Genomic DNA, 24,028 nt, shown 5'->3' on the forward strand with positions numbered 1-24,028 from the left:
GGTAAATAATGAAGTCATTCATCAAAATCATTGCCCTATCGCTGGCTGCCACTCTGGTCGCTTGCGGTGGCGGCGGGGGGAGCGCTGGCACCACGCCCGGAGGAACGACTCCGGTCAGTACGGCAGCCTCTGTGGAAATCTTGACGTCTGCCACGGGTCTGGCGTCGGCCGACAAGACCGGCCTGACGTTGACCGCCGTGGTGAAGGATGCCGCCAACAATGCGCTGTCCGCACAGACGGTGTCTTTCACGGCATCCAGCGGCACGCTGGCGAGCGTCGTGAGCACCACGGCTGCAGACGGCAAGGCAACGGCGGTGTTGACCGCCGGCACGGACCGCTCCAACCGCGACATCGCCGTCACTGTGAAGTCGGGATCGATCACGAAATCCATCACCATTCCGGTGACGGGTACCACGTTGACCGCATCGGGCTCGTCGTCGCTTCTGACCGGCGCCACGACCAACTTCGCGGTGAGCGTGAAGGACAGCGGCGGCGCGGCCATTGCCGCCAGCACGGTGGCCGTCACGTCGTCCCTGGGCAATGCCATCACGATGGCCAGCACTTCGACGGACGCCAATGGTGCCGTGACGTTCGCTTATGCGGCAACGCGCAGCGGCACGGACACTGTGACCATCCAGAGCGCCGGTGCGCAAACCCAGATTTCCATCAATGTCACCAGCGTGGATTTCGCGTTCTCGGCGCCCACGGCCAATACCGAAGTCGAGGTCAACACGGCGCGGACGGTCTCCGTGCGCTATGCATCCGGCGGCGCCGGTGTGGCGGGCAAGGTCATCTCGTTCAGCACCACCCGCGGCTCGGTGTCTCCCAGCCAGGCGACGACCGATGCCAATGGCATTGCCTCGACCCAGGCTTCGGCCGCATCCGTGGGCGTGGCAACGATCAGCGCAGTGGTGGACAACGGCGCCGTAACCACGCTGCCGCTGAATTTCATCGCTTCGACGCCAGCTACGCTGGTGTTGCAGACGTCTTCCGCCGCTTTGCCGCCGAACGTGGCGGGCAGCTCTGCCAATCAGGTCCAGTTGCGCGCCACGGTGCGTGATGCCGCCGGCAACGCCGTCAAGGGCAAGACCGTTTTCTTCACGGCAGTGCAGGACCTGAGCGGTGGCAGCATCAAGACGGGCTCCGCCGTCACGGATGCCAATGGCTTGGCGACGGACGTGTTCATCTCCGGTGCCACGTCTACGGCGGCCAACGGCGTGCAGATTCGTGCGACCGTTGCCAACACCAATGTGACGGCCACGTCCTCGCTCACGATCAGCAGCCAGGCGCTTTTCATCTCCATCGCTGCCAACAACACCATCGAGAAGCTGAACACGACGTATCGCAAGACGTTCTCGGTGCAAGTGAACGATGCCAATGGCGCGCCGGTCGCAAATCAGAACCTGACGCTTTCCTACTGGCCGCCTTACTATCGCAAGGGTAATTTGGTCTACAGCGATGCGGATAACCAGTGGATAGAAAATGCCGGTAGCATCATTTCCTGCCTGAATGAAGATGCCAACCGCAACGGCATTCTGGACGCGGGTGAAGATGTCAACGGCAATGGTCAACTCACCCCGGGTCTTCCAGGGGTGATCGCTCCGGCGTCGGTTACGACGGATGCCGCTGGTTCTGCCGAATTCACTTTGACCTATGGACAGCAATACGCGTTCTGGGTGAATTTCGAATTGGCCGCCAAAGCCATTGTGTCCGGTACGGAATCCAGTTCGTTCTTTGCTTTCCTGGCATCGGCGGCAGCATCTGACTTGACGGACAAGACGATTACTCCAGCATCTCGTGTGAGCCCTTTCGGGACGGCAAGTACTTGCAGCACCCCCAACTGAGTCTCCACCTCATCGGCCTTCCAGGCTCCGGGAAATCCACCGTCGGGCGTCAACTCGCCCGGCGGCTGGGGATTCCCTTCATCGATTCGGACCACGTGATCGAGCAGCGCATCGGCTGCTCGATCCGTGGTTTTTTCGATCGTGAGGGGGAAGCCGCCTTTCGCGATATCGAAGAGCAGGTGATCGACGAGCTGACCGCCGGCCGAGGCGCGGGCCCGGCGCATGTGCTGGCTACCGGGGGCGGCGCCGTGCTGCGTGCGTCCAACCGCGACCGCCTCAGGGCGCACGGCAAGGTGGTCTATCTCGACGCGTCGCCCGAAGACATCGTTCGCCACGTGCGGCACGACACGTCCCGCCCCCTGCTGCAGGGAGCGGACCCGCTGGGCCGGTTGAAAGACCTGCACCAGCAACGGGATGCGCTCTACCGGGCCACGGCCCACTACGTGGTGTCCACGGGGCGGGGCAAGACCGTCGCGGCTTTGGTGAATCACATCGCCATGCAGCTGGAGCTGGCCTCCGTCGGCTGACGGCGGCGCTGCTTCCGCGCTCGCACACTTTCGCACCGGTCACCGACGACACGGTGCATCCCCGCAGCAACGCTGCTATCCGTCCGCTGGCCTCTGGCAGCGCCGGTGCAGCGAGCCGCTTTTTCTTCTCCCATCTCTCTCCGAATGTCTGCATGCTGTGGCTGCACGGTACTGATCGGACCTGTGCCTGCAGAGATCCGTCCGCATGGGCTTGGCCCAGCGGCCCGCTAGACTCTCGACCATGGATCACGACATGCCACTGGCCTCCCAGGCCCCCTTTTCCCGCGCCGCCCATCCATCCGACGGCGCGCTGCCGGGCGATCGCCCCGTCCAGGTGGACATCGCCCTGGGCGATCGCAGTTACCCCATCCTCATCGGCGAATCGTTGCTGGACGACCCGGCCACCTATCAGGCCTTGCCGGCCGCCGCGTCGGCCCTGATCGTCACCAATTCGACCGTGGCGCCGCTCTATGTGCAGCGGCTCGAGGCCGCGCTGGCAGCGCGCTACCCGCGGGTGCTGCAGGTCGTCCTGCCCGACGGCGAAGAGCACAAGACCTGGCAGACGCTCAACCTCGTCTTCGATGCACTGCTGGCCAACGGCTGCGACCGCAAGACCGTGCTGTTCGCCCTGGGCGGCGGTGTGGTGGGCGACATGACCGGCTTCGCCGCGGCCAGCTACATGCGCGGGGTGCCGTTCGTGCAGGTGCCCACCACGCTGCTGGCGCAGGTCGATTCGTCGGTGGGCGGCAAGACCGCCATCAACCATCCGCTGGGCAAGAACATGATCGGCGCGTTCTACCAGCCGCAGCTGGTGGTGTGCGATCTGGCCACGCTCGATACCTTGCCTCCCCGCGAGCTGAGCGCGGGGCTGGCCGAAGTCCTCAAGTACGGGCCGATCGCCGACATGGCGTTCCTCGACTGGCTTGAGACCGCGATGGATGCCCTGCGCGCCGGCGACCATGCCGCGCTGGCCCACGCCGTGCGGCGCAGCTGCGAGATCAAGGCCTTCGTGGTGGGGCAGGACGAGCGCGAGGCCGGCCTGCGCGCCATTCTCAACTTCGGTCACACGTTCGGCCATGCCATCGAGGCGGGCATGGGCTACGGCGTCTGGCTGCATGGCGAAGGCGTGGCGGCGGGCATGGTGATGGCGGCCGAGCTGTCGTGCCGGCTGGGGCTCGTGGACGCGGCCTTCGTGCAGCGACTGCGCCAGCTGATCGAGCGTGCCGGGTTGCCCGTGCGCGGTCCCGTGATCGATGCGGCAGACAACGCGGGCCGCTATCTCGAACTGATGCGGGTGGACAAGAAATCCGAGGGGGGCGAGATCCGCTTCGTGGTGATCGACGGCCCCGGGCGTGCGGCGGTGCGCGCCGCGCCGGATGCGCTGGTGCGCGAAGTCATCGATGTCTGCTGTGCCTGAATGCTATTGTTTGAATAGCACAAAAATGAAGCCAATCGAGCGGTGAAAGCCCTTTTGATGCAGCCCCATGGATTGGCGCCGTACGCCTGCGACCCTGCCGAGACCCGGGGACGCCGCCATCCCCAGTCGGCGGCGCCCACGCGCTCGGAATACCAGCGCGACCGCGACCGCATCGTGCATTCCACCGCCTTTCGCCGGCTGGTCTACAAGACGCAGGTGTTTCTGAACCACGAAGGCGACCTGTTCCGCACGCGATTGACGCACTCGCTCGAAGTGGCGCAACTGGGCCGCTCGATCGCCCGCTCGCTGCGCATCAACGAAGACCTGGTGGAAGCCGTCTCGCTGGCGCACGACCTGGGCCATACCCCGTTCGGCCATGCCGGGCAGGACGCTTTGCACGATTGCATGGCGGCGCACGGCGGCTTCGAGCACAACCTGCAGAGCCTGCGCGTGGTGGACGAGCTGGAAGAGTGCTATCCCGACTACAACGGCCTGAACCTCACGTTCGAGACGCGGGAAGGCATCCTCAAGCACTGCTCGCGCGCCAACGCCGAGCGCATGGAGGCGCTGGAGCCCGGCGGCATCGGCCTGCGCTTCCTGGAGCGCGGGCAGCCCAGCCTGGAGGCGCAGCTGTGCAACCTGGCCGACGAGATCGCCTACAACGCGCACGACATCGACGACGGCGTGCGCTCCGGCCTCATCACGCTGGCGCAACTGAGCGAGGTGCCGCTGTTCGAGCGCTACCGCGCCGAGGCCGAGCGCGACCATCCCCACCTGGCGGCGCCGGCGGGCCAGCGGCGGCTCCTGAACGAGGCGATCCGGCGCATGCTCAGCGCGCAGGTGTACGACGTGATCGATGCGACGAACGCGGCCATCGCCCAGGCCGCGCCGGCACAGGTGGACGATGTGCGCCGCGCGCCGCCCCTGGTGGCGTTCAGCGCCGAGATGCGCGCGCAGTCGCAAGGGTTGAAGCGCTTTTTGTTCCAGAACCTGTACCGCCACCCGCAGGTGATGGAAACCACCGGGCGGGCCCAGCAGGTGGTGCGCGATCTGTTCGCGGCCTACACGGCCTCGCCCGAGGCGATGAAGCCGCGCTTCGCGGCGCGCGCCGCGGCTGGCGACGAGGTGCAGCGGATGCGCACGGTGGCGGACTTCATCGCCGGCATGACGGACCGCTTCGCGGTGCGCGAGCACGAGCGGCTCACGGGCCAGCGGCTGCTCGCCTGAGCGCTCCGGCCGTGCAGGCCGCCCTTGCCGCCGTGTGGCGGCAAGGGCCCGCAGCCAGGCCCTTTTGCGGCCGGCCGATAAAATGGGCGCCCCCCGAAGAAAGCCCCCATGACCGAATTGCCCGCCTCCCCCCCGCACGCCTTTGCGCACGACACCGTGAAAGAGGACATGGTGCGCTGGCTGGAGCGCGCGGTGATCGGCCTGAACCTGTGCCCGTTCGCCAAGGCGGTGCATGTGAAGGCGCAGATCCATTACGTCGTGAGCGAGGCGACCGATGGCCGGGGCCTGCTGGAAGACCTGCAGCGCGAACTGGAATCGCTGGCCGAAATCTCCGCCGATCGCCGTGACACCACCTTGCTCATGGCGCCGGGCTGCATGGAGGATTTTCTGGACTTCAACGACTTCCTCGCGCTGGCCGACGATCTGGTCGAGGCCATGGACCTGGGCGGCATCCTGCAGGTGGCCTCGTTCCACCCGCAGTTCCAGTTCGACGGCACCGACGTGGACGACGTCACCAACAGCACCAACCGCGCGCCGTATCCCACGCTGCACCTGCTGCGCGAGGAGAGCATCGACCGTGCGGTGGAGGCCTTCCCCGAGGCCGAGGCGATCTTCGAGCGCAACATCGAAGTGCTGGAAGCACTGGGCGCCGAAGGCTGGAAGGCACTGGACGTCGGCCCGCGCTGCCCGATGGCGGGACACTCCACAGGTGCGGGAGAACGCGCATGAAGCGCCAGAAAGGCGCCGCCGGGCAGGGCGCTTCTTCTGCCACGGCGGCGAAGGTGTCGCCCGAGGACCAGGTGCTGCAGGAGCTACGCCCAGGCCAGTCCATCGAACTGCTCAAGGCGCTGCACATCCTCACCCGCGAAGGGCGGCTCAACCAGGATTCGCGGCGCAAGCTCAAGCAGGTGTACCACCTGTTCCAGTTCATCGAACCGCTGCTGCAGGAGCTGTCGCAGGACGGCCATGCGGCCACGCTGGCGGACCACGGGGCGGGCAAGTCGTACCTGGGCTTCATCCTGTACGACCTGTTCTTCAAGGCCCTGGGGCGCGGGCACATCTACGGCATCGAGACGCGGGCCGAGCTGGTGGAGCACTCCCGCGCCCTGGCCCAGCGGCTGGCGTTCGGGCGCATGTCGTTCCTCAACCTGTCGGTGGCGGAATCCACCGATGCCGCCGTGCTGCCGCAGCGCATCGACGTGGTGACGGCGCTGCATGCCTGCGACACGGCCACCGACGACGCCATCGCCTTCGGGCTGGCCAAGCAGGCGCGTGCGATGGTGCTGGTGCCCTGCTGCCAGGCCGAGGTGGCCGCGTGCCTGCGCCAGGGCAAGGCGCTGCAGCTGTCGCGCACGCCGCTGGCCGAACTGTGGCGCCATCCGCTGCACACGCGCGAGATGGGCAGCCAGATCACCAACGTGCTGCGGTGCCTGCATCTGGAAGCCAGCGGCTACCAGGTGACGGTGACCGAACTGGTGGGCTGGGAGCACAGCATGAAGAACGAGTTGATCGTGGCCCGCTACACCGGCCAGAAAAAACGCAGCGCGGCCGAGCGGCTGCGGGCCATCCTGGCGGAGTTCGGGCTGGAGCAGACGCTGGCGGCGCGGTTCGGCCTGCCTCTGGGCACGGACGCGTCGCCCGAGGCGGCTCCGGCAACGGTTTGAGGGTTTTTGGCTGCATGCCGGTGTTTTATTTGCCTTCGATGCTATAAAAATAGTAGCAATCGCGCGGAGCGGGCGGCACATGCGTAATCGGGGACGGATTCCCCCTACCATGGCGCCAGATCCACTTTGCGCGACCCCATGGCCCGATTGCCCCGCCTGACCCTTGCCGGCTACCCGCACCACGTGATTCAGCGCGGCAACAACCGCCAGGCCATCTTCGCCGACCGTCAGGACCACGAAACCATGCTGGCCCTGCTGACCGAGCAGGCGCGCCGCTGCGGCGTGGCCGTCCATGCCTACGTGCTCATGGGCAACCACTTCCACCTGCTGGCCACGCCCCAGACGGCCGACGGGCTGCCGCTGATGATGCAGGCCGTGGGCCGCAGCTACGTGCGCTACTTCAACAACCGCCACGCGCGCACCGGCACGCTGTGGGAGGGGCGCTACCGCTCCACCGTGCTGCAACCCGAGCGCTACCTGCTCGCGTGCATGGCCTACATGGACCTGAACCCGGTGCGCTCCGGCGCCACCGCGCAGGCGGTGGACTACCCCTGGTCCAGCCACGCCCATTGCCTGGGCCTGCGCAGCGACCGGCTCATCACGCCGCATGCGCTCTTCTGGGCGCTGGGCAACACGCCGTTCGCCCGCGAGGCGGCGTATGCGGCGCTCGTGCAGTCGGGCGTGAGCGGCCTGGAGCAGCAGGCTTTGACCGATTCCGCGCTCTCCGGATGGGCCCTGGGCGACCCTTCTTTTGTGCAGACCCTGCAGCAGCAAACCGAGCGGCGGTTGGTCAGAGCGAAAGCCGGCCGCCCGCCCACTCTGCCGAAGCCCATCCTCAAATAGCTGTTCATCGCTTGATGGATATCGTTCAATTGCTCCTGTTTTTGATGTGTCCCCGATATAAATAAATGAGATAAATTCTCATCGATAATTTGTATCTGACCCCATTTAAAGTGCTTGCCCGACCTTGCTGCGATGCACTAATCTTGCGCTCCCTGCGACCCATTTCCGAGGAGAGCGCCATGACGACGGCTGCCGAGATCCAATACCTGCAAGAGCACGGTCTCTATTCATCTACCCAAGAGCACGACGCGTGCGGCCTGGGCTTCGTGGCCCACATCAAGGGGGTGAAGCGCCATGACATCGTGACGCAGGCGCTCAAGATCCTCGAAAACATCGACCACCGCGGCGCCGTGGGGGCCGACAAGCTGATGGGCGACGGCGCGGGCATCCTGATCCAGATTCCCGACGCGCTCTACCGCGAAGAGATGGCCCGGGCCGGCACGGCCCCCGATGGCTCGACCGGCGTGGTGCTGCCGCCCTCCGGCGAATACGGCGTCGGCATGATCTTTTTGCCCAAGGAACACGCCTCGCGCCTGGCCTGCGAGCAGGAGATGGAGCGCGCCATCAAGGCCGAGGGCCAGGTGCTGCTGGGCTGGCGCGACGTGCCGGTCAACCGCGACATGCCGATGTCGCCCACCGTGCGCAAGAAGGAGCCCATCCTGCGCCAGGTCTTCATCGGCCGCGGCAACGACGTGATCGTGCAGGACGCGCTGGAGCGCAAGCTGTACGTGATCCGCAAGACGGCCAGCGCCGCCATCCAGAACCTCAAGCTCAAGCACAGCAAAGAGTATTACGTGCCCAGCATGTCCAGCCGCACGGTGGTCTACAAGGGCCTGCTGCTGGCCGACCAGGTGGGCACCTATTACCTGGACCTGCAGGACGAGCGCTGCGTCTCGGCCGTGGGCCTGGTGCACCAGCGCTTTTCCACCAACACCTTCCCCGAATGGCCGCTGGCCCACCCGTACCGCTACGTGGCGCACAACGGCGAGATCAACACCGTCAAGGGCAACTACAACTGGATGAAGGCCCGCGAGGGTGTGATGGCCTCGCCCGTGCTCGCGGCCGACCTCAAGAAGCTCTACCCCATCAGCTTCGCCGACCAGTCCGACACCGCCACGTTCGACAACTGCCTCGAACTGCTGACCATGGCCGGCTACCCCATCAGCCAGGCCGTGATGATGATGATCCCCGAGCCGTGGGAGCAGCACACCACCATGGACGAACGCCGCCGCGCGTTCTACGAATACCACGCCGCGATGATGGAGCCCTGGGACGGCCCCGCCTCCATCGTGTTCACCGATGGCCGCCAGATCGGCGCCACGCTGGACCGCAACGGCCTGCGCCCCTCGCGCTACTGCATCACCGACGACGACCTGGTCGTGATGGCCTCCGAGTCCGGCGTGCTGCCGATCCCCGAGAACAAGATCGTGCGCAAGTGGCGCCTGCAGCCGGGCAAGATGTTCCTGATCGATCTGGAGCAGGGCCGCATGATCGACGACGAGGAGCTCAAGGCCAACGTCGTCAACACCAAGCCCTACAAGCAGTGGATCGAGAACCTGCGCATCAAGCTCGACAGCGTGGGCGGCGAGGCGCCGGCCGGTCCGCTGCCGGCCGAACTGCCCCTGCTCGACCGCCAGCAGGCCTTCGGCTACACGCAGGAAGACATCAAGTTCCTGATGGCGCCCATGGCCAGGAACGGCGAAGAGGGCATCGGCTCCATGGGCAACGACAGCCCGCTGGCCGTGCTGTCGGGCAAGAACAAGCCGCTGTACAACTACTTCAAGCAGCTCTTCGCCCAGGTGACGAACCCGCCGATCGACCCGATCCGCGAGGCCATCGTGATGTCGCTCAACAGCTTCATCGGCCCCAAGCCCAACCTGCTGGACATCAACCAGGTCAACCCGCCGATGCGGCTCGAAGTGAGCCAGCCCATCCTGGACTTCGCCGGCATGGCCAAGCTGCATGCCATCGAAAAGCACACGCAGGGCAAGTTCAAGAGCGCGACCATCGACATCACCTATCCGCTGGACTGGGGCCGCGAGGGCGTGGAGGCCAAGCTGGCCTCGCTGTGCGCGCAGGCGGTCGATGCCATCAAGGGCGGCGCCAACATCCTCATCATCAGCGACCGCGCCGTGAACGCCACGCAGGTGGCCATCCCCGCGCTGCTGGCGCTGTCGGCCATCCACCAGCACCTGGTGCGCGAGGGGCTGCGCACCACGGCCGGCCTGGTGGTGGAGACCGGCACGGCGCGCGAGGTGCACCACTTCGCCGTGCTGGCCGGCTACGGCGCCGAGGCCGTGCACCCCTACCTCGCCATGGAAACCCTGGCCGAGATGCACGCCGGCATGCCGGGCGACCTGTCGCCCGAAAAAGCCATCTACAACTACGTGAAGGCCATCGGCAAGGGCCTGTCGAAGATCATGTCCAAGATGGGCGTGTCCACGTACATGAGCTACTGCGGTGCGCAGCTGTTCGAGGCCATCGGCCTGAACACCGACACCGTCAGCAAATACTTCACCGGCACCGCCAGCCGCGTGGAAGGCATCGGCGTGTTCGAGATCGCCGAGGAAGCCATCCGCATGCACAAGGCCGCGTTCGGCGACGACCCGGTGCTGGAAACCATGCTGGACGCCGGCGGCGAATACGCCTGGCGCGCGCGGGGCGAAGAGCACATGTGGAGCCCCGACGCCATCGCCAAGCTGCAGCATTCCACGCGCGCCAACAACTGGAACACGTACAAGGAATACGCCCAGCTCATCAACGACCAGAGCCGCCGCCACATGACGCTGCGCGGCCTGTTCGAGTTCAAGTTCGATCCGGCCAAGGCCATTGCCGTGGACGAGGTCGAATCGGCCAAGGAAATCGTCAAGCGCTTCGCCACCGGCGCCATGTCGCTGGGATCGATCTCCACCGAGGCGCACGCCACGCTGGCCGTGGCCATGAACCGCATCGGCGGCAAGAGCAACACGGGCGAGGGCGGCGAGGATGCCGCGCGCTACCGCCAGGAATTGAAGGGCATTCCGATCAAGCAGGGCGACACGCTCAAGAGCGTGATCGGCGCCGAGAACGTCGAGGTCGATTTGACGCTGCAGGACGGCGATTCGCTGCGCTCCAAGATCAAGCAGGTGGCGTCGGGCCGCTTCGGCGTCACGGCCGAATACCTGTCGTCGGCCGACCAGATCCAGATCAAGATGGCCCAGGGCGCCAAGCCCGGCGAGGGCGGCCAGCTGCCCGGCGGCAAGGTCACCAACTACATCGGCAAGCTGCGCCACAGCGTGCCCGGCGTGGGCCTGATCTCGCCCCCGCCGCACCATGACATCTATTCCATCGAAGACCTGGCCCAGCTCATCCACGACCTGAAGAACGTGGCGCCGCACGCCAGCATCAGCACCAAGCTGGTGTCCGAAGTGGGCGTGGGCACCATCGCCGCAGGCGTGACCAAGTGCAAGAGCGACCACCTGGTGATCGCCGGGCACGACGGCGGCACGGGTGCATCGCCCTGGTCGTCCATCAAGCATGCGGGCGGCCCGTGGGAGATCGGCCTGGCCGAGACCCAGCAGACCCTGGTGCTGAACCGCCTGCGCGGCCGCGTGCGCGTGCAGGCCGACGGCCAGATGAAGACCGGCCGCGACGTCGCCATCGGCGCGCTGCTGGGCGCCGACGAGTTCGGCTTCGCCACCGCGCCGCTGGTGGTCGAGGGCTGCATCATGATGCGCAAGTGCCACCTGAACACCTGCCCCGTGGGCGTGGCCACGCAGGACCCCGAACTGCGCAAGAAGTTCTCGGGCAAGCCCGAGCACGTGGTGAACTACTTCTTCTTCATCGCCGAAGAAGTGCGCCAGATCATGGCCCAGCTGGGCATCCGCAAGTTCGACGACCTCATCGGCCGCACCGATCTGCTGGACATGCGCTCCGGTATCGCCCACTGGAAGGCGCGGGGCCTGGATTTCAGCCGCCTGTTCGCCCAGCCGAACGTGCCGGCCGACGTGCCGCGCTTTCATGTCGATGTGCAGGACCACAACATCGAAAAGACGCTGGACCGCAAGCTCATCGAGCGCAGCCAGCCCGCCATCGAAAAGGGCGAGCGCGTGCAGTTCATCGAAGTGGCGCGCAATGTGAACCGCTCGGTGGGCGCCATGCTCTCGGGCGCCGTCACGCGTGCCCACCCCGAGGGGCTGCCGGACGACACCATCCGCATCCAGCTGGAAGGCACGGGCGGGCAGTCGTTCGGCGCGTTCCTCACGCGCGGCATCACGCTGTACCTGATCGGCGATGCCAACGACTACACCGGCAAGGGCCTGTCGGGCGGCCGCGTGATCGTGCGTCCGTCGATCGACTTCCGCGGCGACACCACGCGCAACACCATCGTGGGCAACACGGTGATGTACGGCGCCACCAGCGGTGAATCGTTCTTCGGCGGGGTGGCGGGCGAACGCTTCGCGGTGCGCCTGTCCGGCGCGTCCACCGTGGTGGAAGGCACCGGCGACCATGGCTGCGAATACATGACGGGCGGCACCGTGGTGGTGCTCGGCAAGACGGGCCGCAACTTCGCGGCCGGCATGAGCGGCGGCGTGGCCTACGTGTACGACGAGGACGGCCTGTTCGACACCCGCTGCAACCTGTCCATGGTGACGCTGGAGCGCATCCTGCCCGGCGACGAGCAGACCGCCAGCATCTCGCGCGGCATCTGGCACCGCGACCAGACCGACGAAGCCCAGCTCAAGAAGATGCTGGAAGACCACAACCGCTGGACCGGCAGCAAGCGTGCGCGCGAACTGCTGGACAACTGGGCAGCCTCGCGCGCCAAGTTCGTGAAGGTGTTCCCGACCGAATACAAGCGCGCGCTGTCCGAAATCCATGAACGCAAGGTGCTCGAGGAGCCCGCGACCCCCGCGGTCGCCAACCCCCCGAAGGAAACGGTGCCCGCCAAGTAAGGCCCGCCCGATCCATCCGCACCGCATTCAACGATCCAAGGACAGACATCATGGGAAAGACCACCGGCTTCATGGAATACGAGCGCATCGAAGAGGGCTACCGCCCTCCTGCCGAGCGCCTGAAGCACTACAAGGAATTCGTCATCGGCCTGGATGACGCGCAGGCCAAGATCCAGGGCGCGCGCTGCATGGACTGCGGCACGCCGTTCTGCAACAGCGGCTGCCCGGTCAACAACATCATTCCGGACTTCAACGACCTGGTGTACCAGCAGGACTGGAAGAGCGCCATCGCGGTGCTGCACAGCACCAACAACTTCCCCGAGTTCACCGGCCGCATCTGCCCCGCGCCCTGCGAGGCCGCCTGCGTGCTCAACGTGAACGACGACCCGGTGGGCATCAAGTCCATCGAGCACGCCATCATCGACCGCGCCTGGGCCGAGGGCTGGGTCAAGCCCCTGCCCCCGAAGCACAAGACCGGCAAAAAGGTCGCCGTGGTCGGCTCCGGCCCGGCCGGCATGGCGGCGGCCCAGCAACTGGCGCGCGCGGGCCATGACGTGACCCTGTTCGAGAAGAACGACCGCATCGGCGGCCTGCTGCGCTACGGCATTCCCGACTTCAAGATGGAGAAGTCGCACATCGACCGCCGTGCCGAGCAGATGGCCGCCGAGGGCGTCACCATCCGCACCGGCGTGTTCATCGGCGCCGCCAAGGACGGCCTGGGCAAGGGCTCCAAGGTCACCAACTGGGCCAAGGAAACCATCACGCCCGAGCAGCTGAAAAAGGACTTCGACGCCGTGCTGCTGACCGGCGGCGCCGAGCAGTCGCGCGACCTGCCTGTGCCCGGCCGCGACCTGGACGGCGTGCACTTCGCGATGGAGTTCTTGCCCCAGCAGAACAAGGTCAACGCGGGCGACAAGCTCAAGGGCCAGTTGCGCGCCGATGGCAAGCACGTCATCGTGATCGGCGGCGGCGACACCGGCAGCGATTGCGTGGGCACCAGCAACCGCCACGGTGCCGTGAGCGTCACGCAGTTCGAGCTGATGCCCCAGCCGCCCGAGGTCGAGAACCGCCCCATGACCTGGCCCTACTGGCCGATCAAGCTGCGCACCAGCTCCAGCCACGAAGAGGGCTGCGAGCGCGAGTTCGCCATCTCCACCAAGGAGCTGCTGGGCGAGAAGGGCAAGGTCACCGGCCTCAAGACCGTCCGCGTCGAATGGAAGGAGGGCAAGATGGTCGAGGTGGCCGGCAGCGAGCAGATCCTCAAGGCCGACCTCGTGCTGCTGGCCATGGGCTTTGTGAGCCCCGTCGCGCAGGTGCTGGACGCCTTCGGCGTGGACAAGGACGCCCGCGGCAACGCGAAGGCCACCACCGACTTTGACGGCGGCTACGCCACCAACGTGCCCAAGGTGTTCGCCGCGGGCGACATGCGCCGGGGCCAGTCCCTGGTGGTGTGGGCCATCCGCGAAGGCCGCCAGGCCGCGCGTTCGGTGGACGAGTTCCTGATGGGGTACTCCGACCTGCCGCGCTGAGGCTCGTCCGAAGCGGCACGCTTTGAAACACAACGGCGCTCTTCGGAGCGCCGTTTTCTTGGGGCCAATGCGATGGCCCGACCGACCGAAAAAAAAGCCCCTGCCGAACGGCAGGGGCTTTCGCGGGAAGGCAGCGTTTGCGGCGCAGCGCCGTTCACCCTTTCCTTCCTCTTTTTTTCTCCTACCTCCCTCTCCTACCGAAATCAGGGGGTGATTTCGATGATCTGGGTGATGTGGGGCTGGCCCTGGCCTGGCAGCGGTTGGTAGATGTGGAGCTTCACCACGCGCACAGGGGCGTTGGGCAGCACGTTCTGGGCCTGGGACAGGAACGAATAGTTGGTGCCGGCGACCACTTGGGTTGCAAAGGCGAACGGGGTGTACTTGGTTCCCACCAGGGTCACGGCTTCCGCGAAGACCTTCTTGGCCTCTGCGGTGAGTTCGAAATTGAAGCCGGTCCAGCCGCCTGCAAGATTGTTCGACATGTCGCTCATCCTCTCTAGAGTTTGGTCGCTGCTTGAGTGAAGCCAAAAACGTGCGAGCCTCCGTTTCTGGCTGCCCATTCGTCACCGGAGAGCGTTTTTTTGAATTCTTGGTGATTCTTCGATCGCGCCGTGCCCAGTCCACGGATTCTGGCGACGGGCCTTCTTTCTGCCCTTAACCGGGGCTGAGAAGTTCTGAAACGTTCTGAAATTTCTCGAAGCCCTGCGATCGGTGCGCGGTGGGTCTTTCCGGCCTGAAAGCAAAACGGCGCCTGGCGGCGCCGTTCGTGGATGCTATGAAAATATGAGCTACATGCCGGCACATTCATTGCGCTGGAGGCTGTTTTTGCTCTGAGTCCTCAGAACTTGTATTGCATGCCCACCGTCACCTGCCGCGGGCTGCCGGGCATGACCCAGACACGGTTGTAGGCGCTGTGGTAGTAGGTCTTGTCGAACAGGTTGTCCACGTCCAGCGACACGCGCAGGCGCTTGTCCAGGTTCCAGTAGGTGGTGAGCTTGGCCACGGTGTAGGCGGGCAGGCGCGGCTCGCCCGTGTCGCCACGGCGCTCGCCCACATGGGTGAAGCCGCCGCCCACGCCCAGCAGGCCGCCGCCGGCCAGCGCCATTTCGTGCGTGACGAAGGCGCTGGCGCTCTGGCGTGCGAACTGGGTGATGAGCGGGTCGGCGTCCAGGTAGGTGTAGCTCAGCGCCACGCGCCAGCCGGGCGCGACCCAGCCGGCCAGTTCGGCCTCCAGCCCCCGGTTGCGCACCTTGCCGGGCACCGGCACCAGGTACACGCCGTCGTCGTCCCAGGTGGCCGTGTTGCGCTTGCTGATGTCGAACACCGCCACGCTGCCGCCCAGGCGCGCATCGGCGCTCTGCCACTTCATGCCCAGCTCGCGCGCGGTGCCGGTCTCGGGCTGGATCTGCTGGCCGGACGCGGTGGTCTGGGCCTGTGCGCGGAATGATCGGCCGGCGCTGGCATACACCGACAGCGCGGGCGTGGCCAGCCAGGTCAGGCCCAGGCGCGGCGAGGTGGCGCTGGGGTCCTGGGTGGTGACGCGGCCGGTGCTGCGCTCGTCGATCTCGCCGCGGTAGCGGTCGTGGCGCACGCCCGCCAAGAGCTTCCACTGCGGCGCGAGGCTGATCTGGTCCTGCACGTAGAAGGCGGTGGTGCGGTCGTTCACCGTGCGGTCGATGGCGCGGGCCGTGAGCGCGGGGCGCGCGGCGGCGCCGTACACCGGGTTGGCCACGCTGATGCCGTAGCCGAAGCGGCCGCCGCCAGCCTGGGTGCGCATGGTCTGGTCCATGTCGAAGCGCGAGACCTCGGCGCCGATCAGCAGCTCATGCTGGAAGGCGCCGGTCGTGAGGCGCCCGTTCAGGTCGAGCTGCACCGTGGTGTCGTCGGACCGGAAGTCGCGGCTGATGAGCCGGCGGCATAGCCAGCCGCTGGCCTCGACCGAGGTCTGGCAGGGCGCGGGGCCGTACTGGTGGGATTCGCTGGCCAGGCCGCCCAGCGTGTTGCGCTTGTACTGCAGGCCGGCGCGCAGGCTCCAGTCGGACGACAGCGCCTGCTCCAGGAAGAACTGGTGCGTCTGGTTGTCCACGGTGATGTCGCCATCGCCGGGCTCGCCGTAAAAGCGCGAGGTGGGCACCGCGCCCAGCTGGCCGTTGACCGAGACCACGCCCCGGTCGAGCGGCGCGCGCTGGCGCAGCCACTCGCCGTCGTAGCGCAGCACGGTGTCCGGTCCGAGCTTCCAGGTGATGGCCGGGGCGATCAGCTCGCGGCGGCTGTGCACGAAGTCGCGGAAGCTGTCCTTGTCCTCCACCGACACGTTGAGCCGGTAGGCCAGCGTGGCGGGCTCGGTGGCGCTGCCGTTCAGCGGGCCGGTGCTGTCCAGCGCCAGGCGCCTGGCGTCGTGCGTGCCGTAGTAGGCCTCGACCGAATGGGCCGCCTTGAACAGCGGCGGCTTGGTCACGACGTTCACCGTGCCGCCCGGCTCGCTGTTGCCGTACAGCGCGCCCATGGTGCCCTTGAGGAATTCGAAGCGCTCCACGTTGGCGGTGTCGCGCGGCGCGTTGAAGCCGCGGTTGGCCGGCATGCCGTTGCGCAACAGACTCATGCCCATGTCCTCGTGGCCCACGAAGCCGCGCATGGCCACGTTGTCCCAGATGCCGCCGAAGTTGTTCTGCCGCGAGACGCCGGCCACGTAGTCCAGCACGTCATCGAGGCGCTGGGCGCCCAGGTCATCGACCAGTTGCCGCGTGACCACGCGCACGGCCTGGGGCACCTCGCGCAGCGGCGTGTCGGTCTTGGTCGCGCCCTCCGATTCCTGGGCGTGGTACTGGCCGGACTGCTGGCGGCCGACGACCTCGGTGGCGGGCAGTTGCGGCTCGGCGGCCGCTGGCGCCTGGGCGAAGGCGGGCAGGGCGGCGCCCTGCACCAGGGCCGCCAGGCTGGCGGCGGCCAGCAGCGAGCGGCGCGGCGCGCGCTGCGCTGTGCAGGCATGGGCCGCGTGCGCGGTGGCAGGGAAGGGAACGGGTTGGCCGGCGGCAGAAGGGCGGTGCATGGTGCTCTCTCGTTGGTGGTATGCAGGAGAAGACACGCGGCGATGGGGAAAGGGGACAGCGTTCGTGGAAATTTTTCTTATGCCGGATCGCAACCACTGAAACGGCACCGGTCCCGCCCCTGTCTCTGATCGGCAGCTTGCGAGGCCGCGAATCCACCCCGCGCCGGCGCAACGCTCAAAACGTGTGCTTGGCCGTGAACGTGACGTGGCGCGGCGCGCCGGGCACCACCCACACGCTGTTGTAGGCGCTGGCGTAGTAGCGCCGGTCGAACGCGTTATCCACCTGCAGCGACAGGCGCAGCGCCGGCCCCGCCTGCCAGTGCGCCAGCAGCCGCGTGGTGGTGTAGGCGGGCAGCCGGGGCGAGCCGGCATCGCCCGTGCGCTCGCCCACGTGCGTGAGCCCGCCGCCGAGGCCGACGGTGTGCCCGCCCGCGCCGCCGCTGCTGCTGCTGCTGTCGTCCAGCGCCCATTCGCGCACCAGCAGCAGGCTGCCGCTCGCGCGCGGAAACTGCGGCAGCGACCGCTGCAGCCAGGCGCCGCCGGCCACCACGCTCCAGCCGGCCGCGGGCCGGCCGGCCAGCTCGAACTCCGCGCCCCGGCTGCGCACGCGGGCCGCCGCCACGCTGTGGTCCGGGTGCTGCAGGTCGGTGACCAGCACGTTGCGCTTGGCGATGCCGTAGAACGCCAGCGACGCCGACAGCCGGCCCTCGGGCGGCTGCCACTTTATGCCGATCTCGCGCGCCAGTCCTTTTTCGGGGGCGAAGGCGGCGCCCTGCACATCCACGCCCACGTTCGGGCGGAACGAGGCGCCGACGCTGGCGTACACGGCCCAGCCCGGCACGGGCAGCCAGGTCAGGCCCGCCCGCGGCGACAGGGCGCCCTGCGACTGGCGCCGCGTGCTGCCGGCCAGGCGGTCGTCCACGGCCTGCCGGAAGCGGTCGTGGCGCAGGCCCAGCAGCGCCTTCCACTGCGGCGCCAGTTCGATCTGGTCCTGCAAGTACAGGCCCACGCCGCGCTGGTGCTCGTCGGTGGACAGGAAATCCTGCGTCGCCGGCCGCTCGTCGCGGTACACGGGCCGGCGCACGTCGATGCCATCGGCCTGCCAGGTGCTGGTCGGCGACTGCTGCATGACCTGCGAGAGCCGGAATCGAAACACCTCCATCCCCGCCAGCAGCGTGTGCCGCAGCCCGCCCGCCTCCCATTGCCCTTGCAGATCGAGCTGGCCCGAGCGGTCGCTGGAGGCGAAGTCGCGCCAGCGCCGCTGGCGCCACAGCCAGCCGCGCGCGTCCAGGTCGGCCAGCGCCTCGCCGTAGCCGTGGCCGTAGGTGGTGAAGCCCTCCATGGTGCCGCGCCGCGCCATCAGGCCCGCATGCAGGCGCCAGCCGTTGGCCAGTGCGTGGTCCAGCAGCCACTGGTGCGTCTGGTTGACCATGGCCAGGTCGCCGTCGCCGGGATCGCCGTAGAAGTGCGTCGCCGGCACGGTGCCCACCTGCCCGCCGAGCGCCACCACGCCCCGGTCCAGCGGCGCGCGCTGGCGCAGCCATTCGCCGTCGTAGCGCAGCGTGGTGGCCTCGGCGAGGCGCCAGGTGAGCGCCGGCGCCAGCATCTCGCGGCGCGTGCGAACGTGCTCGCGAAAGCTGCCCTTGTCCTCGGCCACCGCGGTGAGGCGGTAGGCGAGGCGCGCGGGTTCGCCAGGCGTTGGCGCGGTGCCTGCGGCCGCATCCAGCGGGCCGCCCAGCGTGAGCACGGCGCGCCGGGCGTTCCAGCGGCCCAGGCTCCATTCGAGCGTGCGCAGCGGCTCCCACGGCGCGGGCTGCGTCACCACGTTGAGCGTGCCGCCGGGCTCGGACACGCCGTACAGCGCCGCCACGGGCCCGCGCAGGAACTCGAAGCGCTCCACGTTGGCCGTGTCGCGCGGTGCGTTGTAGCCCCGGTTGCCGGCCATGCCGTTGCGCAGCAGGCTCATGCCGGTGTCCTCGTGGCCCGCGAAGCCGCGCAGGGCGATGTTGTCCCAGGTGCCGCCGAAGTCGTTCTGGCGCGATACGCCGGGCACGTAGTCGAGCGCGTCGTCCAGGCGCGTGGCGCCCAGGGCGTCCAGCGTCGGGCGCAGCAGGGTGGACAGGGCCTGCGGCACCGCGAGCGCGGGCGTGGCCGTGCGGGTGGCCGCGCCGGCCCCGCGCCCGTTGCCGCTCCCGAGGGCGGCGTCGGCGCCCTCGGCCTCGCGCAGGGCGGTCACGCGCACCACGGGCAGCACGGCGGCGTCCGGCCCGGGCAGGGCCGGTGCGGGTGCGGCGGGCATGGCGCCTGCGGGCTGCAGCACGAAGACGCCGGGCGCCTCCTCGGCTGCCGCGAGCCCCGTGCCCGCCAGCAGCCGCGCCAGCGCCTCGGCCGGCGTGAACCGCCCCGCCACGCCGGGCGCCTGCAGGCCGCGCAGCAGCGCCGCATCGGCCTGCACCGAGGCCCCGGTCTGCGCCGCCAGGGCCGGCAGCCGGTCGGCCAGCGGGCCCGGGGGCAACTCGACCGCCCGCGGCGCGGGGGCCGGGGATTGCGCCGCGGCAGCGCCCGCCAGCAGGCACAGCGCCAGGCAGCCCGCCCGCGTGCGCAGCCCGGCCATCCGCCCTGCCATCAGTCCTGCACGGTGGCCGGCAGCACCCGCGCCCAGTAGCGCGTGCGCCAGGCCACGCGCACCGGCAGGGTGCGGGGCAGGGCGTCGAGCACGGCGTCGCTGCGGTCGATCTGGAAGGCGCCGGTGATGCGCAGCGCGGCCACGGCCGGGTCGCACTGCACCACGCCGGCGCGGTAGCGGGCGAGGTCTTCGAGGAACTCGCCCAGCGGCTGGTTGCGCGCCACCAGCAGGCCCTCGGTCCAGCGCCCGGCGAACGGGTCGGCGGGCGCGATCGGTGCGATCCGGCCGGCGGTGAAGCGCAGCGCCCGCCCGGCCGGCACCGTCTGCGCCAGTCCCTGCGCGGTGCGCACGGCCACGGCGCCTTCGTGCACCGTGAGCCGGCAGCCGTCCGGCGCGTCGCGCGCCACGAAGCGCGTGCCCAGCGGGCGCAGTTCGCCCTCGCGCGTGGCCAGCACGAAGGGGCGGTGGCCGGGCGCGCCGGCGTCCGCGCCGGTCTGCACCAGCACCTCGCCGTGCAGCAGGCGCACGGTGCGCTGCGCGGGCGAGTAAGCCACGTCGATGGCCGTGGCGGTGTTGAGCCACAGGCGCGTGCCGTCGGGCAAAACGAGGTCGCGGCGCTCGCCCCACGCCGTGCGGTGGTCGGCCGTGAAGGCCTCGCCCCACTGGCGCCAGGCCAGATGCGCGGCGGGCAGCGCCACGGCCAGGCCGCCGAGCGCCCGCAGCGCACGGCGCCGCCCGTTGCCGCGCGCCCGGCCCAGCACGGCCTGCGCCAGCGGCGGGCTGACGAGGCCCAGTTGCGCCTGCATGCGCTGCGCGCGCTGCCAGGCGCGTTCGTTCTCGGGGTGTTCGGTGCGCCAGCGCTCGCAGGCCGCGTGGTCCTGCGCGGTGGCGTTGCCGGCATGCAGCCGGGCCAGCCAATGCGCGGCCGCGCGCACGGCGGCGCGGTCCGGGGGCAGGGCGGTGGGGGCGGCGGGGTTCAATCCACCGCCAGGATGCAGGCCTCGAACGCCTGCGCCATGTAGCGCTTGACGCTGCGCTCGGTCACGCCCAGCGTGGCGGCGATGCGGGCGTAGTCCTGCCCCTCGATCTGCGACAGCAGGAAGGCGCGCCGCGCGCGCTCGGGCAGGCCGGCCAGGGCCGCGTCCAGCCGGTGCAGCGCCTGGCGGGCCATGGCGTGCTGCTCGGCCGAGGGCAACTGCGCCTCGGGCAGCGTGGCCAGCGCGTCGAGCCAGGCGCGCTCCAGCGACAGCCGGCGAAAGTGATTGGCCACGAGCCGGCCCGCCACGGTGACCAGGTAGGCCCGGGGCTCGCGCGGCGTGGCGGCATGTGCGTCGCCATCGGTGCCAGCCTCGGCGCCCAGCCGGTGGGCGAGCAGCCGCACGAAGGTGTCCTGCGCCAGGTCCGCCGCCTGGTCCGGGCAGCCGAGCCGCGCGCGCAGCCAGCCCAGCAGCCAGCGGTGGTGCGCGCCGTACAGGCGGCCGATCTCGTCGGCAGGCCGGGGGGCGGGCGCGGCGGCAGGGCGGACAGCGGATACGGGAGCCACGGGCAGGAATCCGATCGGTAAACGCCCGGCGGGCGGTCAATGAGAATGTGTCGCATTATCTCATCCGTTGGCCGCCCGGTGGCCTGCCGCGCATTCCGATGGCCATGCCCATGGCATTTGGTAGCCAGCGATCCAGTGGTTTTGTTTTTGCTATTAAATTAATAGCAATATGCCTTAGTATTCATTGCGCTGGAGCCCTTTTTGACTCAAAGTGCCTGAGCACCCTGCACCGCCTTGGGGCGCGCTTGGCGCTCTCGGAGACAATACCGCCCTGGACCCACCCCCTTCGCGCGTGGCCGCCTGTTGTGCCGGGCCGCCGCGCGCATTGCTTTTCGTCTCTCTGGAACACCCCCTCGCCATGAAAAAGATTGCAGCCGTTTTATTGATGTCCCTGGGCGCCCTGCTGGCCGGTTGCGGCAAGAACGACAGCGCGCAGCCCGCTGCCGTCGCCGCCCCCGCGCCGGCCACCGCCACCAAGATCGTGGTGGGCCTGGACGACAACTTCCCGCCCATGGGCTTTCGCGACGAGAAGAACGAACTGGTGGGCTTTGACATCGACATGGCGCGCGAAGCCGCCAAGCGCATGGGCGTCGCGGTCGAGTTCAAGCCGATCGACTGGAGCGCCAAGGAGGCCGAGCTGTCCGGCCAGCGCGTGGATGCCCTGTGGAACGGGCTGACCATCACGCCCGAGCGCAAGCAGAACATCGCCTTCACCGCGCCGTACATGGAGAACCACCAGATCGTGGTGGTGTCGGCCCAGTCCCCCATCAAGGCCAAGGCCGATCTGGCCGGCAAGGTGGTGGGCGCGCAGGAGGGCAGCAGCGCGGTCGATGCGGTCAAGAAGGAAGGCGCGGTGTTCAAGTCGTTCAAGGAGTTCAAGACCTTCGGCGACAACGTGACGGCGCTGATGGACCTGTCCACCGGTCGGCTGGAAGCCGTGGTGGTCGATGAAGTGGTGGGCCGCTACTACGTGGCCAAGAAGCCCGGCGCCTACGCCGTGCTGGATGAGAACTTCGGCACCGAAGACTACGGCGTGGGCGTGCGCAAGGACGACACCGCGCTGCAGGGCCGCCTGGACAAGGCCCTGGCCGATATGAAGCAGGACGGCACGGCCGGCAAGATCGCCACGCAGTGGTTCGGCAAGAACATCCTTAAATAAAGAACAACCCCCTGAGGCGCTGCGCGCCTTCCCCCTTCTCTCGCCTCACTGCGTGAGGCGGGAAGGGGGACGCAGCCGGCGCGGCGGGGCGGCCCTTGCGCGGCTGCCGCTGGCTTTGGGCCGCGCCAGGGCAACGGCCGCTCCCTGCGCCAACACTGAATCGTCGCGACTCCATGGATTACGTTCTCTCCCTTCTGGGGCCGATGGCACAGGGCGCCGCGGTCACCCTGAAGCTCTTCGCCATCACGCTGGTGCTGGCCGTGCCGCTCGGCCTCGCGCTGGCGCTGGCGCGCGTGTCGCGCTTCGCGCCGCTGTCGGCGCTGGTCAACGGCTACATCTGGCTCATGCGCGGCACGCCGCTCATGCTGCAGATGCTGTTCATCTATTTCGCGCTGCCGTTCGTGCCGGTCATCGGCGTGCGGCTGCCGGACTTTCCCGCCGCCGTGGTGGCCTTCGCGCTCAACTACGCGGCGTATTTCGCGGAGATCTTCCGCGCCGGCATCCAGTCGGTGGACCGGGGCCAGTACGAGGCCGCCCGCGTGCTGGGCATGACCTACGGCCAGACCATGCGCCGCATCGTGCTGCCGCAGATGGTGCGCCGCATCCTGCCGCCCATGAGCAACGAGACCATCACCCTGGTCAAGGACACCTCCCTCATCTACGTGCTGGCCCTGAACGACCTGCTGCGCGCCGCGCGCGGCATCGTGCAGCGCGACTTCACGACCACGCCGTTCATCGTGGCGGCGGCTTTTTATCTGACCATGACCCTGGTGCTCACCTGGGGCTTCCAGCGCCTGGAAAAACGCTATGCCAAACACGACGAGTGACGACGCGGCCGGCGCGGTGCCCATGATCGAGGCGCGCGGCCTGCACAAGGCCTTCGGCGCCACGCCCGTGCTGCGCGACGTGTCGCTCACCCTCGGGCGCGGCGAGGTGGTGGCGGTGATCGGGCCCTCGGGCTCGGGCAAAAGCACCTTCCTGCGCTGCCTGAACCACCTGGAGACCATCGACAGCGGCCACATCGCCATCGAGGGCGAAGCGCTGGCCACCACCGACGCGGCGGGCCGCTGCACCTACGTGCCCGAGGCCCGCGTGCGCGGCATCTGCCGCAAGATGGGCATGGTGTTCCAGTCGTTCAACCTGTTCCCGCACCTGACCGTGCTGCAGAACCTGATCGAGGCGCCCATGGTGGTGCGCGGCATGCCGCGCGAGGCCGCCGTGGCCCGCGCCGAGGCGCTGCTGGCCAAGGTGGGCCTGTCCGAGAAGCGCGACCACTTTCCCGGCCGGCTGTCGGGCGGGCAAAAGCAGCGCGTGGCCATCGCCCGCGCGCTGGCCATGGAGCCCGACATCCTGCTGTTCGACGAGCCCACCTCCGCCCTCGACCCCGAGCTGACCGGCGAGGTGCTGCGCACCATGCGCGAGCTGGCCCGCGACCGCATGACCATGCTGGTCGTCACCCACGAGATGGGCTTTGCGCGCGAGGTGGCCCACCGCGTGGTGTTCATGGACCGGGGCGAGCTGATCGAATCGGCCCCGGCCGCGGAGTTTTTCGCGAATCCGCAACATGCGCGAACCCAGGCATTTCTTCGCAGCATGCTTTGACGGGCAGGCAATGGCCTTGGAAAATTCAGGCCAAATCGGCCTCCACCGCAATATTCACTAGGGC

17 protein-coding genes are annotated in these 24,028 nt (G+C 68.4%); 12 read left to right on the top strand and 5 right to left on the bottom strand.

Features of this window, described 5'->3' with window-relative positions:
- Positions 1-8: 8 nt before the first annotated feature.
- The 9 genes from M5C98_RS04790 to M5C98_RS04830 all read left to right on the top strand — a co-directional run bounded on the left by M5C98_RS04790 (position 9) and on the right by M5C98_RS04830 (position 13,985).
- Positions 9-1,844, top strand: a complete 1,836-nt coding sequence (locus M5C98_RS04790) for an Ig-like domain-containing protein (protein WP_272551304.1) — start codon at positions 9-11, stop codon at positions 1,842-1,844.
- Positions 1,826-2,371, top strand: coding sequence for a shikimate kinase (locus tag M5C98_RS04795; protein WP_272551306.1), 546 nt, complete (start codon positions 1,826-1,828; stop codon positions 2,369-2,371). Before M5C98_RS04790 ends, M5C98_RS04795 begins: the two co-directional genes overlap by 19 nt.
- Positions 2,372-2,624: 253 nt before the next feature.
- Positions 2,625-3,788, top strand: a complete 1,164-nt coding sequence (gene aroB / locus M5C98_RS04800) for a 3-dehydroquinate synthase (RefSeq protein WP_272551307.1) — start codon at positions 2,625-2,627, stop codon at positions 3,786-3,788.
- A gap of 57 nt (positions 3,789-3,845) precedes the next feature.
- On the top strand, positions 3,846-5,015 hold the full coding sequence (locus tag M5C98_RS04805) for a deoxyguanosinetriphosphate triphosphohydrolase (RefSeq protein ID WP_272553156.1): 1,170 nt from the start codon (positions 3,846-3,848) through the stop codon (positions 5,013-5,015).
- 108 nt (positions 5,016-5,123) lie between these two features.
- Positions 5,124-5,744 (top strand): DUF1415 domain-containing protein, encoded by a 621-nt coding sequence (locus M5C98_RS04810; protein WP_272551309.1) that lies wholly within the window; start codon positions 5,124-5,126, stop codon positions 5,742-5,744.
- Entirely contained in the window at positions 5,741-6,679 is a 939-nt protein-coding gene (locus M5C98_RS04815; protein ID WP_272551310.1) for a class I SAM-dependent methyltransferase, read from the top strand. The genes M5C98_RS04810 and M5C98_RS04815 overlap by 4 nt, the downstream gene beginning before the upstream one ends.
- 138 nt (positions 6,680-6,817) lie before the next feature.
- Entirely contained in the window at positions 6,818-7,522 is a 705-nt protein-coding gene (locus tag M5C98_RS04820; protein WP_272551311.1) for a transposase, read from the top strand.
- Positions 7,523-7,701: 179 nt separating this feature from the next.
- Complete coding sequence (locus M5C98_RS04825) at positions 7,702-12,456, top strand: glutamate synthase-related protein (RefSeq protein ID WP_272551312.1); 4,755 nt, start codon at positions 7,702-7,704, stop codon at positions 12,454-12,456.
- Between the two features lie 50 nt (positions 12,457-12,506).
- Positions 12,507-13,985, top strand: a complete 1,479-nt coding sequence (locus M5C98_RS04830; protein WP_272551313.1) for a glutamate synthase subunit beta — start codon at positions 12,507-12,509, stop codon at positions 13,983-13,985.
- 203 nt (positions 13,986-14,188) lie between these two features.
- On the opposite strand, the gene M5C98_RS04835 is transcribed toward M5C98_RS04830, so the two are convergent.
- The 5 genes from M5C98_RS04835 to M5C98_RS04855 form a co-directional block, all read right to left on the bottom strand.
- Positions 14,189-14,467, bottom strand: coding sequence for a hypothetical protein (locus tag M5C98_RS04835; protein WP_272551314.1), 279 nt, complete (start codon positions 14,465-14,467; stop codon positions 14,189-14,191).
- A gap of 356 nt (positions 14,468-14,823) precedes the next feature.
- Positions 14,824-17,034 (bottom strand): TonB-dependent siderophore receptor, encoded by a 2,211-nt coding sequence (locus M5C98_RS04840; RefSeq protein ID WP_272551315.1) that lies wholly within the window; start codon positions 17,032-17,034, stop codon positions 14,824-14,826.
- Positions 17,035-17,209: 175 nt separating this feature from the next.
- Positions 17,210-19,660 carry a TonB-dependent siderophore receptor gene (locus M5C98_RS04845; protein ID WP_272551316.1) on the bottom strand — a complete coding sequence of 817 codons (2,451 nt, stop codon included), beginning with the start codon at positions 19,658-19,660 and terminating at the stop codon, positions 17,210-17,212.
- Positions 19,660-20,640: a FecR domain-containing protein gene (locus tag M5C98_RS04850; RefSeq protein WP_272551317.1), complete on the bottom strand. Its 981-nt coding sequence runs from the start codon at positions 20,638-20,640 to the stop codon at positions 19,660-19,662. The genes M5C98_RS04845 and M5C98_RS04850 overlap by 1 nt, the downstream gene beginning before the upstream one ends.
- Positions 20,637-21,203, bottom strand: a complete 567-nt coding sequence (locus M5C98_RS04855) for a sigma-70 family RNA polymerase sigma factor (protein ID WP_272551318.1) — start codon at positions 21,201-21,203, stop codon at positions 20,637-20,639. Before M5C98_RS04855 ends, M5C98_RS04850 begins: the two co-directional genes overlap by 4 nt.
- Positions 21,204-21,561: 358 nt before the next feature.
- Here M5C98_RS04855 and M5C98_RS04860 point away from each other — a divergent pair, with 358 nt between their 5' ends.
- From M5C98_RS04860 to M5C98_RS04870, 3 genes are all read left to right on the top strand, one after another.
- Positions 21,562-22,362 carry an amino acid ABC transporter substrate-binding protein gene (locus M5C98_RS04860; protein ID WP_272551319.1) on the top strand — a complete coding sequence of 267 codons (801 nt, stop codon included), beginning with the start codon at positions 21,562-21,564 and terminating at the stop codon, positions 22,360-22,362.
- A gap of 173 nt (positions 22,363-22,535) precedes the next feature.
- On the top strand, positions 22,536-23,189 hold the full coding sequence (locus M5C98_RS04865) for an amino acid ABC transporter permease (protein WP_272551320.1): 654 nt from the start codon (positions 22,536-22,538) through the stop codon (positions 23,187-23,189).
- Entirely contained in the window at positions 23,170-23,964 is a 795-nt protein-coding gene (locus tag M5C98_RS04870; RefSeq protein WP_272551321.1) for an amino acid ABC transporter ATP-binding protein, read from the top strand. Before M5C98_RS04865 ends, M5C98_RS04870 begins: the two co-directional genes overlap by 20 nt.
- The last annotated feature ends 64 nt before the right edge of the window (positions 23,965-24,028 follow it).

Origin of the sequence: Acidovorax sp. NCPPB 3576, assembly GCF_028473605.1 — a bacterium.
Classification (GTDB): Bacteria; Pseudomonadota; Gammaproteobacteria; order Burkholderiales; family Burkholderiaceae_C; genus Paracidovorax.